Annotated in this window: 12 protein-coding genes; 7 read left to right on the forward strand and 5 right to left on the reverse strand. The window is 65.2% G+C overall.

The annotated features are described in order from the left end of the window. Both J1M46_RS00105 and J1M46_RS00110 read left to right on the forward strand, forming a co-directional pair. Positions 1-191 (forward strand): transposase (locus J1M46_RS00105; RefSeq protein ID WP_206445645.1); only part of this gene is annotated, 191 nt, incomplete at its 5' end. A gap of 26 nt (positions 192-217) precedes the next feature. Continuing rightward, on the forward strand, positions 218-769 hold the full coding sequence (locus J1M46_RS00110) for a glycosyltransferase (protein WP_342384401.1): 552 nt from the start codon (positions 218-220) through the stop codon (positions 767-769). Here the strand turns inward: J1M46_RS00110 and wecB are convergent. The 4 genes from wecB to J1M46_RS00130 form a co-directional block, all read right to left on the reverse strand. After that, a complete protein-coding gene (gene wecB, locus J1M46_RS00115) occupies positions 741-1907 on the reverse strand; it encodes a non-hydrolyzing UDP-N-acetylglucosamine 2-epimerase (RefSeq protein ID WP_206445647.1) in 1167 nt (388 codons plus the stop codon). The two genes, J1M46_RS00110 and wecB, sit on opposite strands and share 29 nt — an antisense overlap. A 22-nt stretch (positions 1908-1929) precedes the next feature. Further along, the gene (locus J1M46_RS00120; protein ID WP_206445648.1) at positions 1930-2772 is read right to left on the reverse strand and encodes an ABC transporter ATP-binding protein; all 843 of its coding nucleotides are present in this window, start codon (positions 2770-2772) and stop codon (positions 1930-1932) included. After that, the gene (locus J1M46_RS00125; RefSeq protein WP_206445649.1) at positions 2759-3550 is read right to left on the reverse strand and encodes an ABC transporter permease; all 792 of its coding nucleotides are present in this window, start codon (positions 3548-3550) and stop codon (positions 2759-2761) included. Before J1M46_RS00125 ends, J1M46_RS00120 begins: the two co-directional genes overlap by 14 nt. Positions 3551-3779: 229 nt before the next feature. Then, positions 3780-5495 carry a glycosyltransferase gene (locus tag J1M46_RS00130; protein WP_206445651.1) on the reverse strand — a complete coding sequence of 572 codons (1716 nt, stop codon included), beginning with the start codon at positions 5493-5495 and terminating at the stop codon, positions 3780-3782. On the opposite strand from J1M46_RS00130, the gene J1M46_RS00135 reads away from it, so the two are divergent. Further along, entirely contained in the window at positions 5494-6390 is an 897-nt protein-coding gene (locus tag J1M46_RS00135; RefSeq protein WP_206445653.1) for an arsenate reductase/protein-tyrosine-phosphatase family protein, read from the forward strand. The two genes, J1M46_RS00130 and J1M46_RS00135, sit on opposite strands and share 2 nt — an antisense overlap. A 318-nt stretch (positions 6391-6708) precedes the next feature. Here the strand turns inward: J1M46_RS00135 and J1M46_RS00140 are convergent, their stop codons facing one another. Then, a complete protein-coding gene (locus J1M46_RS00140) occupies positions 6709-7422 on the reverse strand; it encodes a hypothetical protein (protein ID WP_206445655.1) in 714 nt (237 codons plus the stop codon). A gap of 322 nt (positions 7423-7744) precedes the next feature. On the opposite strand from J1M46_RS00140, the gene J1M46_RS00145 reads away from it, so the two are divergent. The 4 genes from J1M46_RS00145 (at position 7745) to J1M46_RS00165 (ending at position 12623) form a co-directional block, all read left to right on the forward strand. Beyond that, positions 7745-8416 carry an arsenate reductase/protein-tyrosine-phosphatase family protein gene (locus J1M46_RS00145; protein ID WP_206445657.1) on the forward strand — a complete coding sequence of 224 codons (672 nt, stop codon included), beginning with the start codon at positions 7745-7747 and terminating at the stop codon, positions 8414-8416. Positions 8417-8493: 77 nt separating this feature from the next. Beyond that, on the forward strand, positions 8494-9906 hold the full coding sequence (locus tag J1M46_RS00150; RefSeq protein ID WP_206445674.1) for a polysaccharide biosynthesis tyrosine autokinase: 1413 nt from the start codon (positions 8494-8496) through the stop codon (positions 9904-9906). Beyond that, complete coding sequence (locus tag J1M46_RS00155) at positions 9906-10745, forward strand: hypothetical protein (protein WP_206445676.1); 840 nt, start codon at positions 9906-9908, stop codon at positions 10743-10745. Before J1M46_RS00150 ends, J1M46_RS00155 begins: the two co-directional genes overlap by 1 nt. 609 nt (positions 10746-11354) lie before the next feature. After that, positions 11355-12623: a glycosyltransferase family 4 protein gene (locus J1M46_RS00165; RefSeq protein ID WP_206445680.1), complete on the forward strand. Its 1269-nt coding sequence runs from the start codon at positions 11355-11357 to the stop codon at positions 12621-12623. Positions 12624-12740: the final 117 nt, after the last annotated feature.

Here is a 12740-nt window from a genome sequence, read left to right on the forward strand (position 1 = left end):
TCGTCAAACACCGGGCACGGATCCTCGCCGCGATCGAGCACAACCTCTCCAACGGCCTCATCGAGTCGACCAACACCAAGATCCGACTCATCACCCGGATGGCATACGGCTTCAAATCACCCGAAGCACTGATCGCCCTCGCCCTGCTCAACCTCGGCGGCCACCGCCCCACCCTCCCAGGCCGAAACTGACCCACAGGTACGTCAGGAGAGCCACAATTGGCAGGAGCCAGGGTCTCGAAGTTTTGATCCGAGCCACACAGCGTGCTCGCCAGCGGGGAGTGGATGTCAGGACTCGCATCGTCGGTCACGGAGCGGATGTGCGCCGCCTAGTCGCGTTGAATGAAGCGCTCGGATCGCCGGTCGAGTTGCTGCCCCATGTGGCAGCTGATGAAGTATTCGGCCACTACACATGGGCCGATACGACCGTCGTGTCCCTTCGAGACTGGGAGCCGTTCCAATGGACAGTGCCGTCAAAGTTGTATGAGCTCATGGCGACGGGCAAGCACGTCACAGCGGCAGTCGCGGGAGAGGCGGCCGAGCTGGTCCGGCAGAGCTGTAGCGGCGATGTCGTAGCACCGGGCGACGTGGAGGGGATCGCGGAACTCTGGGTGCAGCTCGCTGCCGATCGCGCGCGCGTCGCCAGCCGAGACGGCGGGCGCTCCTGGGTCGCCGCGAACGTTGACTACGACGTGATCGCGAAGCGATACCTGCAAGTCATCCAGGAGGCGCTCGCCAACTTCACGGCTGCGCGACATCCTCGATCGTGAACTCGGGCAGGCGCTCACCGACACCAAGCAACTCGGCGATTGCAGCCACGCTGCGTGCAGACGCCTGCCCATCGCCGTAGGGGTTCACGGCGCTCGACATCGCAGCGTAGGCGTCCGGATCCGAGAGTAGGTGGTTCGCCTCGAAGAGGATCCGCTCGTAGTCGGTTCCGACCAAGCGCACCGTCCCGGCTTCGACTGCCTCGGGCCGCTCGGTGTTGTCGCGCAAGACCAGCACAGGTTTGCCCAGGCTGGGCGCTTCTTCTTGCACACCGCCGGAATCCGTGAGGATGATGCGGGATGCAGCCATCACCTTCGTGAATTCGGCGTACGGCAGCGGCTCTGTGACGACCACGTTTGGCTTGTCCGCAAGGTGAGGCACGATGGTCCGCCGAACAGCAGGGTTGCGATGGATCGGGAGCAAGACGATGTGGTCGGCATGCTGGTCGGCGAGTGTCGTCAGCGCACGGCCGATGGCATCCATGCTGTCGCCGAGGCTCTCGCGACGATGCGTGGTGGCGAGGATGATTGGCCGGCCGCTGGCGATCGCCTTTGCGACGGCAGGATCCGATGGCACCGTGTCCCAGCGAGACGCCTCAAGCAGGGCATCGATCACCGTGTTGCCGCTCACGACGATCGTGTCCGGGTCGAACGACTCGTGCAGGAGGTTGGCTCGGGAGCCCCGTGTCGGAGCAAGGTGAAGGCGTGCGACCTGCCCAATGAGCCGGCGGTTCGCCTCTTCGGGGAACGGTGAATCGAGGTCGCCGGTTCGCAGCCCCGCTTCGAGATGCACGACCGCCACCTGCCGATTGAACGCCGCGATTGCTGCGGCCATCGCTGTTGACGTATCGCCTTGCACCACCACGACGTCAGGACGTTCGATTTCCAGTAGCTCATCTAGGCCAGCTATCGCACGAGATACCAGGAGATTGAGCGGCTGGCCGTGAGCCATCAGGTTGAGATCATGCTTTGGCGTGATGCCGAACATCTCGTTCACCTGATCCAGCATCTCGCGGTGCTGACCCGTGACGACTGCCAACGATTCGAAGCGATCATCGCGTTCCAGCGCGTCGATCACGGTGGCCACCTTGATGGCCTCCGGTCGAGTGCCGTAGACGGTCATGATCTTGAGCTGGGACATGGAGCTCCTGTGCTGCGTGGGTTTAGTTGGTCGAGAGTCTCGGGGGATGGGCTTCCGTCGCGCTCACCAGCGCCCGCTTGGCTGCCTCGTTCTTGCCGATCGCAATGCTGTGGGCGTAGTAGCGGTACATGTTTGCGACCTCGCCGGCGGGTCCGTCGGCAATGAGTGTGCCCGCATCGAGCCAGAGCGCTCGTGTGCACATCTCCTCGATCGTCTGCGCAGCATGGCTGACCAAGAAGACCGTGCCGGCACGAGCGATGAGCCCGTGCATGGCCTCTTTCGAACGCTCGTGGAACGATGCGTCACCGGTCGCCAGCGCTTCGTCGATCATGAGGATCTCAGGGTCGGCGGCAACCGAGATAGCGAAGCGCAGCCTTGCCGCCATGCCTGACGAATAGGTCTTCATCGGCTGATTGATCGACGCCCCTAGGCCGGCGAGTTGCTCTACACGCTCCTTGGCGAAATAGGCGTCATCGGGCGTCATGCCCATCGCAAGCGTGCCGAGCCAGATGTTCTCCGCCCCCGACAACTCGGGCACCAGAGCGGCGCTGACGCCCAAGAGCTGCGGTTGCGCGGAAGCGACCACGGTGCCGGAGGTCGCCGGCTGCAGGCCCGCGAGGACACGTAGCAACGAGCTCTTGCCCGAACCGTTCAAGCCGACGAGGCCGACCATCTCGCCTTCGCGAGCGGCAAGCGTCACCCCGCGAAGCACCGGTCCGGTGACCGCCGTCGCCTGCCCGCGACGCCACCAGCGGCCGCCGGAGGTGCGTTGCACGGTGTAGCGAAGCCTCACATTCTCAGCGGCGATCGTGAGCTTGGGTTCACCGCTCAGGCGCCAGCCCGCGGCTGTATCACTCGCGGCCATAGCGTTCCTCGTCTCGCCAGAACAGGGTGAAGCCGACGAGCAGCAAGCCCGCCGCCCAGAGGATGAGCTCGAGCCAATCACCGGCGGCCGGTGCAGCCCCGTCGATGAGCACGGTGCGGTACATCTCGAGCACGACATAGAGCGGGTTCGCCTGCACGATCCCCAACGCGACAGGGTGGTCGATGAAGCGCTCGATTGGGAAGATGACCGCCGACGCGTACATCAATAGCCGCGAGGCGAAGCTCATGGCCTGCGACAGGTCGGGCATCACCGACCCGAGCCATCCGAAGAGCAGCGCGAACCCGAGGTTCAACATGAGCTGGAGCAACAGGATGATCGGGAAGAACGACCACGCTGCCGACGGCATCTCGTGCGGCGGGATCGCGACGATCGCGATGAACATCACGCCCATTGCCGGGATGGAACTGAGCAGGTCACGCAGCACGAGGGAGACGGCGAGCGACGCACGTGGGAACGCGAAGGCCCGGATCATCGACTTCGAGTTGCGGATGAGTGAGGACCCCGAAGTGATCGCCCTCGAGGTCGGCTGGAACATGAACACGCCGATGATGATGAACGCGACGAAGTTGTCCATGCCGAGCCCCATCTGCAGCACGACGCCGAAGATCACCCAGTAGAAGGCCGCATCGAGGACGGGCCGCAGCACGTACCAGGCGACGCCCAATCGCTCGTTCGCGTAGCGCGTGACCGCTTCACCGCGTGCACCAGCCCAAATGAAGTGCCGGCGGTCGAACAGCTCGGTGAAGTACTCACGCAACGGCGGTCGGCTGCCGACACGGCGAAGGTGGCTCAGGTCGCCGTACTGCTCCTGCAGCTCACTCCGAAGGGAGGCCGAGAGCAAGTCGGCACCGGCGTCGCGCGTCGACCACGCGCGGCGCCACTTCTTTCGGAGTCCCCTGGGCTCAGGGCGCTGTGACGGGGATGCCATTCGCGGTCCTGGGCGTTCCTTTTCAGAGAAGGGAGGCGACGTGCGAGAGCGCGCCTCGTCAATCTTCCCACATTCCGAGTTTTGCTCCGATTGCGTCGAAACGCTCGCGATACGTCGTGCCCACCGAGCGCCAGGTCCGCGCCGCCGCTCGCGTCCTGCCGAGAGCCGCGAGGCGAAGCCGTGCGGCTTCGTCCACCGAGAGTTCGACGATCCGCGCGGCAAGGGCGCCAGCGTCGCCCGCGGGCACCGAGGCGCCCAACGTCTGCAGCTCTTCACCGATCGAATCGAGCAACGGCGGCAACGCGCTGACGAGTAGCGGCCGGCCGCTCGCCATCGCTTCGATGGGCTTGAGCGGCGACACAGTTCGAGTTACGGCTCTATCGTGGCGCGGGACGACGAAGACATCGAGTGCGTCGCGGTAGGCCGCTACCGCGTCCGTGGGCACACGGCCGGTGAAGACCACAGTTCCTTCGAGCCCTGAGCGCTGCGCCTGCATTTCGAGCGCCTTCCGCGCCGCACCGTCTCCCACGAGCAGGGCTCGCACATCGTGCCCATCCGCGCGAGCGAGCCGCACCGCATCCAGCAGCACATCGAAGCCTTCATAGTCGACCAGGGATGATGTCGAACCAACCCAGAACCCTTCTTGAGGCAAGCCGACGGCGGCGCGCGCGGCGGCTGGCGTCGGGAGCGCGCGCTCGAGGAGTGCTGGGTCAATGCCGTTGGGCACGAGATGGATGCGCTCACGTGGCACGCCGCGCTCCGAGAGATCATCGCGCATGCTCCGCGACAGCGTGAAGACAACATCGGCGGCGCTCGCCATTTCCGCCTCTCGCTCGCGCGTCAGGAGGAACCGCTCGCTGGCCATCGCGCGCTCGCGGGCTTCATCGCTGCCCAGCCCAGCCACCCACGTCTGCTCGAGCATCCCGCGCACCTCGTAGGCCCACGGCAGCCCGAGGGCTTCCGCAACCTCGCGCACCACGAGAGCGTTCGGGTAGTGGGTCGTGGTCTGGAGGACGGCGGGGCGGACGCGTCCCGCGAGCTTCGCCAACGCATCCGCCTGCTGCACAAGTCGACCATCGGGTGTCGAGGCGAGGCGGGCGGGAAGCGCGCGGTGGTACTCGATGCCGTCGACCACGTCGAGCGCTGCGGCCCTGAGCCCTCCGACGACCACAGGGTAGCCGACGCGCGTCATGGCTGTGGGGGAGAGCCCGGCTTCGCGCTGCGCCTTCAGTACCTCGTGGGAGCGCACGGTGTAGCCCGATTGCGTGTGGGGGAGCGAGTTCGTCAGCAGGTGCAGTACACCAGAGGCGGATGCGTTCGGTCGCGCGTCGCGGTCGGGGGTCCATCGGAGGCGCGTGCCTGGGGTCATCAGCGCGAGTTCCGCGCGGAGGGCGCGATGCAGTCGAGAGCCGGGAGCGTGCGTTGCGAGCAACGCGATCGCCGAGGAGGCCTGACCGAGCTGCCACGCTGCACGTGCACGTGAGACCGGGTGGACACGCGCGTCGTCGACGACCAGCTCGGGCCTGCCGGCCGCCTGAGCCACTTCAGCGGCGAGACGGCTGAAGCTGCCGCGCCTGGCGTGCTCGTCCAACTGGTCGCGCGTCGCCCCGAGATCGCCGCCTAGCCAGGTCTCAAGGAGTTCGCGGTCGTCAGCGCGCGTAGATCGGGCGAGGGCGAGCAGCGCAGGACGGGCACCTGGGAATCGCCGGGCGAGTTGGATGCCGAACGTCAGCGGGTCGTCTGCCACCGACCGGAGTGCGGTCGAGGCCGCCATGGATATGTTCCCCAGTAGGCGGGGCGCGGCTGCCGCACGAGAACCGTGGGATCGAACCTGCGAAGCGGCGGTGGGCATAGTGCCGAGTCTGACACTGATGGCGCCCACTCAGCATTGGCTGAAGACACGCACCTGGAGTCTGATACCGGTTGCCGGCCGCTCTAGTCTTTCGACCATGCCGATCCCCAGCCGGCGCCACCTCTTTGCGCGCCCTCCTTCAGGTGCATTCCGTGTGCTCACCGTCTGCACCGGCAACATCTGTCGCTCGCCGCAGGCCGAGCAGCTGCTGCGCCTGCGCATCCCGCAGGCGTTCGATCGCACGGCGATCGCTAACCTCGAGGTCACGAGCGCGGGCACTCGGGCGATCGACGGCGACACGATGGACCGGTACGCCGCCGCCGAGGCGGTACGTCTCGGAGTGCCCGACGCGGCAGCGCATCGTGCCCGGAAACTGCGTCGCGCCCAGATCGCCGATGCGGACCTGATCATCACCATGACCGTCGACCACAGACGGGCGGTCGCCTCCCTCTCGCGCCGCGGTCATGCGAAGACCTTCACGCTGGTCGAGTTCGCCATGATCGTCGAGGCGCTAGCCGACGGCAGCGCCGCCGAGCGCATCGATCCGCTCGGAACTGACGGATTCGCCGCTTTCATGCGTCGCGTGGTGCAAGCTTCCGCGCGTGTCCGCGCGCGTGTCGAGATGCCGAAACCCGCCATGCTGCTCGATGTCGTCGACCCCTACGGCTACCCGATCGAGGTCTACCGCCGTTCAGCCGAGACGATCGACCGCAAGACGGGGCGGCTCGCCGACGCGCTCGCAAGCCTGGCAGAGGGCGCGCTCGCACAACATAAACCGCTGCCCGGCCATCGGCCGCGACCGCTGTCGCCGCAGTAGCGGAACAAAGGTCGCGGATGTGCCGGCTCGCGCCCCGTGCGCCCGTCACGTCGCGCAGGCGGTCGTCCAGCCACCCGGACTGGGCACCGCTCGAGTCGCGTAGCGCCTCAGCCTGAGTACCCCCGCGGGTTCTGCTCCTGCCGCCGCCACGCATCCCGCACCGCGTCGTGGAGCGTGCGGGTGGCGCGCCATCCGAGTGGCTGTGTCTCTGCGGCTTCGGCCTCCGCCTGCGATGTAAGCGAGCCGTTGGCGGGGTGGCCTGCTGCACTGCAAGAGCAGCGAGATGAAGTGGTACCAGCTCCGGGCGGCGGAGTAAGGCTACGGTACCTCTGGGTCGACGGGCGAGTCGGCTTCGCTACCGGCTCCAGGCTCAGTCGGGTCGGACTGAGTCGGCTCCGGCTGCGGCGCCGGTCGCGGATCCGGCGCCGGTTGCGGCTGCTGCGCAGGAGCCTGCTGCTCCTGCGCAGCGTCTTCGGCCGCGATCTCCGCCTGCCGTCCGAGGGCCGCGTTCGCATGCGCAGTGAGCGCCTCAAGCACGTCGATCGTTGCCGACGGATCTGCGGCTGACCGCAGCGCGTCAGCCGTCGTCCGCACTGGCTCTTGTGTCGCGGCAAGCCGATTGACGTTCACGACCTCGTCCGCCGCTGCCAGGACAGCGGGCGAGAAGGCGGCGATCGCGGCGTCGAGGGCGTCAAGGCGAGCGGTGTCGGGTGCGGATGCGTCACCCAACCCTGTCACCTCCGCCTCGATCGCGTCGACGTCTGCTTGGGTCGGTGCGCTAATCGATGGCGGCACCGTGTCGCGCGGTGCCGACATGCAGGCAGCAACGACATCCTCAACGCCTTCGTATTGCGTAGCGATGGCCTCGTCTTCGGGAGTGGTGAATCCGCTTCCGAAGAGCTCGACGGTCGCTACGCGCTCGGCCTCGAATGCCGCGCGCGGTGCCGGATTGATGATGAGCCACGCATCGGCGACGAGGGCGGCGTTCTCGAGGGCGGCGTCCATGCGCTGCTCGACGCCGACGGCGCTCACGATGCGGCCATCGACCTCACAGAGCGACTGCTGGTGGTCGGTCGCCCAGGACTCGATCGTTCCCGCGGCAGCGGAGTAGCGCTCCTGCAACGCGGTGCTCGAGCTGCCCGCATTCTCAGCGCCGACCTCGCGTTGCTGGGAGACGAGCGTGACGGCGACAACCGAGCCGATGGCGAAGAGCGCGGCCGCGCCCAGGCCGATGAATGCCCAGAGCCGGGTGCCTTCGATCGGCATGGAGGCGCAACCTTTCGTTCGTTCGGTGCGGAGATCGCCTGACAGGCTACCTGGCTAGTGTCGAAGCGACGCTCGATAGTGTGATTGCATGCCGCTGCCGAGCCGTCCGTCCTCTGAGCCGACGATAGTCGACGGCGTCTTCCGCATCCTCACGGTGTGCTCTGGCAATCTGTGCCGCTCCCCCCAGGCCGAGCAGCTGCTGCGCGCGCGGATTGCCGCGGCGTTCGGCCGCAGCGCGATTCCTGCGCTGGCGGTGGCGAGCGCCGGCACGAAGGCCCGCGACGGCGATCCCATGGACAAGCATGCCGCTGCAGAAGCGGTGCGACTCGGTGTCGCAGACTCGCTCGATCATCGTGCGCGCCGCATAGTTGAGCAGTACGTCGCCGAGGCGGATCTGATCCTCGGCATGGCGCGCGAGCATCGCGGCGCGGCTGCGAGTCTCGTGCCGAGCGCGAACCGTCGCGTCTTCACGCTGGTCGAGTTCGCGCGCATCGTGGAGGCACTGGCGAGCGGGAGCGGCGTCGACATCGAGGTGACGCCGCTCGGTGCCGACGGCTTCGCGGCGTTCATGCGCAGGGTCGTCGCGGCAGCGGTGACGGCGCGTGGCCTCATGCCCGTACCCGAAGACCCGCTCGAGCTCGACGTCGAGGACCCCTACCGCCTCGAGCCGGAGGTCTATCGCCGATCGGCGGATGCGGTCGAGGCGCACATCGAGCGAATGGCCGTCGGCCTGCGTTCGCTTGCAAGAGGCACCCACTGAGCGCAATCCTCAGTGTGACAAGATATCTGGGGCGTGCGCCCTTTCTTGTCGCGCCCAGCCACGCGTAGGGAGTCAAGTTGGAGCTTTCGGATTACATCCGCATCATCAGGAAGTATTGGGTGCTGCTGGTGGCCGCAACGCTCGTCGGCGTCGGGGCAGGAGCGGTCGCTTCGCTCGTGCAGACGCCGACATACTCGGCTTCGACGCAGGTGTTCGTCTCGGTGCAGTCTGGCGACACGACCGCTGAGCTGGCACAGGGCAATACCTACACACTCTCCCGCGTGGCGACCTACGCGAATCTGGTCGATTCGCAGCGAGTGCTCGACGGCGTCGTCCAGTCTCTCCAGTTGGACGAGACCAATGCAGACCTCGACTCCCGCATCAGCGCCTCGACGGTGCCGGAGACGACGATTATCGAGATCACCGCCACTAGCGACGAGCCGGCCGAAGCTGCTGCGCTCGCGGATGCCACGGCGGCGAGCCTTGCAGAGACGGTGAGCTCGATCGAAGCTCGCCCCGAACTCGCAAGCCCTGTGCAGCTCGCGGTGGTCGAGCAGGCGACGGTCCCGACTGCGCCAATCAGCCCTCGCACGATGATCAATGTGGCGCTTGGCGCTCTGATCGGCTTCGCACTCGCTGCGGGATTCGCGCTGCTGCGGGAAGTGCTTGACACCCGCATTCGCAACGAGCGCGACGTCCGCGCTGTGACACCAGCCCCGCTGCTCGGTGCCATTGCTTTCGACCCGAAGGCGAAGCAGCGTCCGCTGATCGTGCACTCTGACCCGCAAAGCCCGCGCTCGGAGTCGTTCCGAACTCTGCGCACCAACTTGCAGTTCATCGAAGTCGATGACGGTTCGCGCACACTCGTTGTCACCTCCTCGATGCCCGGTGAGGGCAAGAGCACCACGACCGCGAACCTCGCGTTGGCGCTCGCTGACGCCGGTCAGACAGTGATCCTCGTCGACGCAGACCTCCGCAAGCCAAAGATCGCTGACTACATGAACCTCGACGGCGGTGTCGGTCTGACCGACGTCCTCATCGGTCGGGTCGAGCTCGTCGACGCCGTGCAGCAGTGGGGCACGAAGTCGCTCTACGTGCTCCCCGCGGGGCGGATTCCCCCGAACCCGTCCGAGCTTCTGGGTTCCAAGGCAATGGCGACGCTGATCAAGGATCTGCAGGCGGAATTCGACTGGGTGATGTTCGACGCGCCACCGTTGCTCCCGGTGACTGATGCCGCTGTGCTCTCCAAGCACGTCGAGAGCGTCATCGTGGTTGCGTCGGCTGGTAAGGCGACGAAGGGGCAGCTGGAGAACGCGATGCAGCTGCTCGAGACGGCCGATTCAGAGATCTCAGGGGTTGTGCTTACGATGGTGCCCACGCGCGGCGCCGACGCCTACGGCTATGGCAACTACGGCTACGGCCACTACGGCTATGTCGAGCGCAAGGAGCAGCAACGAAAGACGCGGTTCGCCCTGCCCAAGGTGCGGTGATGCGTCAGCTCATCGGCCAGGGGAGGAACCGGCGCAGATTGCTGCTCGGAGTTATCGCGATCGCCGTCCTGCTTGTCGTCGATGCGGTGCTGATCTTTTGGGCGCTCGGCGCGCATCGTCAATCCGGGGAGTTGGGCGAAGCGCCGCAAACTCCGGCGCCCTCGGAGTCACAGCCCGTCGGCGAGACTTCCATCCCAGCGCCATCAGGGACGGCCGAGACCGCAAGCACGTCCGTCCGGCTGCTGAGCGCGGTCTCAGGCTCAGTCGCGTGGCGGGCGGTCTCCGGAATCTGCGGCGAGCCGGGCTCGGTCGAGGTGACCTCCGATTCTGGACGAACGTGGACCGCGGCTGGCCTCCAAGTGCAGGGCGAGGTGCTGTCACTCGAGCCGAATCCTGATGGTCGGCGTGGCGTGGCCGTTGTCGGCAACGCCGACTGTGAGCCCGTTGCCCACCGCACGTTCACAGCTGGCGTCGGATGGGAAGAATCGCCAGACCAGGGCATTGGCAACTGTATCGCGCCTGACGGGCAACTCGTCCTTCAGGGGCAACGGGCGGATTCGCCCTGCGACGAGCCAGTTGCTTTGGCTGGTGCGGGCGGCGGCGTCGTTCTGTGTGATGACATGGCGCAGGCTCGCACCGGCGCGGGTGCTTGGGTTGCTGTCGCACAGAATGTGACCGCGCTCGGACCGTCATCGGCTGGCGTAGCCATCGCGATGAGATCTGAAGCCTGCGAGGGTCTTGAGATCGGCGTCGTCACTGGAGGCGAGACTCGGACCACGTGCAGCGATGTGCCTGCGGACACGGTCGTGGCGGTCAGTGCATTTAATAGCGTTGTCTGAATCTGGTCGCTTGATGGCGTGCAGTTAATGCCGCTCTGAGCGTCAATCTCCAACCTGTAGCTATAACGAGGGGCCATCGATGAGAATGCAAAGGAAACTCGTCGTCGTCGGGCAGGGTGCGTCGGTTTTCCGGTAGCCACGCGAGCGGTGCAGCAGGGCTTCAACGTCGCGGGTTGCGACCTCGACTCGTGCAGGGTCGCGGCGCTCTCTCATGGTAGGTTGTGCGTCCACGACACTAGCGACGCCGAACTGTGCGACGCGAGTAGGAGCGGACGCTACGAAGCGAAGGATGACTACGACCTAGGGTGTGCCTTCCATACGTGAGCCGTTTCACGCGCGATTCCGCCGGGATGACTGCTGCGGTTTCGATGCTCGTTCTCGTCGATCGAGAGTGATGCGCAGTGGGCGCGGATCGCGCCGCTACTGCCATCGAACGTGGGTCGGCGTGGTCGCCTGTCCCGGGACGATCCGATCTGGACAGCCGATCTGGCCTAGGGCGGTCAGTGAACGCTTTCGAGACAACCGCGCACGCTCAAACGGCCCCGCGAGTCACAGAATGCCCGAAGAGCCTCTCAAGGTCGGGGAACACGATATACTAATGGCTGAGACATGGACCTCAATGACGGAGAGACCACTACTGTGAAGAGATCTCGCACTCGACTTGTCTACCTGCACCAGTACTACCTTGGACCGGAATCCGGAGGAGGTACTCGAACCCACGAATTCGCCAAGCGGCTGGCGCAATCCGGACTGGACGTGCAGATAGTAACAAGCCGTCGCTCGCCTGAATCCGAACCAGGCTGGACGACGATAGAGCGGGACGGCTACGTCGTTCATTCAGTCCGAGTGCCGTATTCAAACCAGATGACTTATGCCAAGCGCATTTGGGCCTTTCTAGCATTCGCGTGGTTGTCCTCTTTCAAAGCAAGGCGCTTGCGAGCCGATTTATTGTTCGCGACAAGCACACCTCTAACGATCATCATGCCTGCAATCGCGGCCAAGGCTTTCCGCAACACGCCATTGGTCTTTGAGGTCCGCGACCTCTGGCCGGAGTTGCCAATCGCCATTGGGGCACTTCGAAGCAAGCCAATGATTTGGCTTGCACGACGGATGGAGAGTGTCGCATATCACTCCTCTGAACGCATTGTCGCATTGTCTCCAGGCATGCGAGATGGCATCGTCCGCACCGGAATCGATGGGGAGCGGATTGACATGATCCCCAACTCGGCGGACCTACAGCTCTTTGGTGCAGCACATAACGACCCGAACCCATGGCTGGAAAGCAAGCCCGAACTCAATGATCGCAAGATCATCCTCTATTGCGGGACGCTAGGAAGGATCAACGGTGTCGGCTACCTTGCGGAAGTCGCTGCCAGGGCAAGATCGATCGACCCAACCGTCGCGTTCGTCGTAGTCGGGAAGGGTCGAGAGCGCGCCACGATCACTAAGAGGGCAATTGACCTGCAGGTCCTCAACAACAACTTTTATATGTACGACCCCGTACCTAAACGAGTCGTGGCCCAGGCATTCGCTGCATCAACAATCACCACGTCTCTTTTCCTCCCAGTGCCCGAGATGGAGGCAAACAGTGCGAACAAGTTCTTCGATGGTTTGGCTTCAGGGCGCCCTGTCGCCATCAACTACGGCGGCTGGCAACGTGATCTCCTCGAGGAGAATGAAGCCGGCATCGTAGTTTCGCCGACGGACTTCGAGGCCGCAGCGAGGGCGATTGTGTCGCTTGCGAACGATCCCGACCGAGCGAGACGGTTGGGGTCGAATGCTCGCCGGCTCGCCGAGACTCAGTTTGACCGTGACGTGCTTGCGGCAAAGTTGATCGCGGCCTTGCAGGCTGTCACCGAAAGGCCCGGTCAAGGCTGAATTCCGATTCCTCAACGTGCTGTGCGGTACGACAGCCGCCATTATAAGGAAGAACGAGATACAAAGAGAGTCACAGTAGCCGCCTGAGGACATCGCCGCTACGCAGACGTATAGACC

The sequence above is a fragment of the Agrococcus sp. KRD186 genome (assembly GCF_017168255.1).
Taxonomy (GTDB): domain Bacteria; phylum Actinomycetota; class Actinomycetes; order Actinomycetales; family Microbacteriaceae; genus Agrococcus.

What these genes read in the sequence shown, in the direction of transcription:
- J1M46_RS00120 (WP_206445648.1), bottom strand. Translation starts at nt 2,772, where the DNA reads ATGGCCGCGAGTGATACAGCCGCGGGCTGGCGCCTGAGCGGTGAACCC.
- wecB (WP_206445647.1), bottom strand. Translation starts at nt 1,907, where the DNA reads ATGTCCCAGCTCAAGATCATGACCGTCTACGGCACTCGACCGGAGGCC.
- J1M46_RS00145 (WP_206445657.1), top strand. Translation starts at nt 7,745, where the DNA reads ATGCCGCTGCCGAGCCGTCCGTCCTCTGAGCCGACGATAGTCGACGGC.
- J1M46_RS00135 (WP_206445653.1), top strand. Translation starts at nt 5,494, where the DNA reads ATGGATATGTTCCCCAGTAGGCGGGGCGCGGCTGCCGCACGAGAACCG.
- J1M46_RS00165 (WP_206445680.1), top strand. Translation starts at nt 11,355, where the DNA reads ATGGACCTCAATGACGGAGAGACCACTACTGTGAAGAGATCTCGCACT.
- J1M46_RS00130 (WP_206445651.1), bottom strand. Translation starts at nt 5,495, where the DNA reads ATGGCGGCCTCGACCGCACTCCGGTCGGTGGCAGACGACCCGCTGACG.
- J1M46_RS00155 (WP_206445676.1), top strand. Translation starts at nt 9,906, where the DNA reads ATGCGTCAGCTCATCGGCCAGGGGAGGAACCGGCGCAGATTGCTGCTC.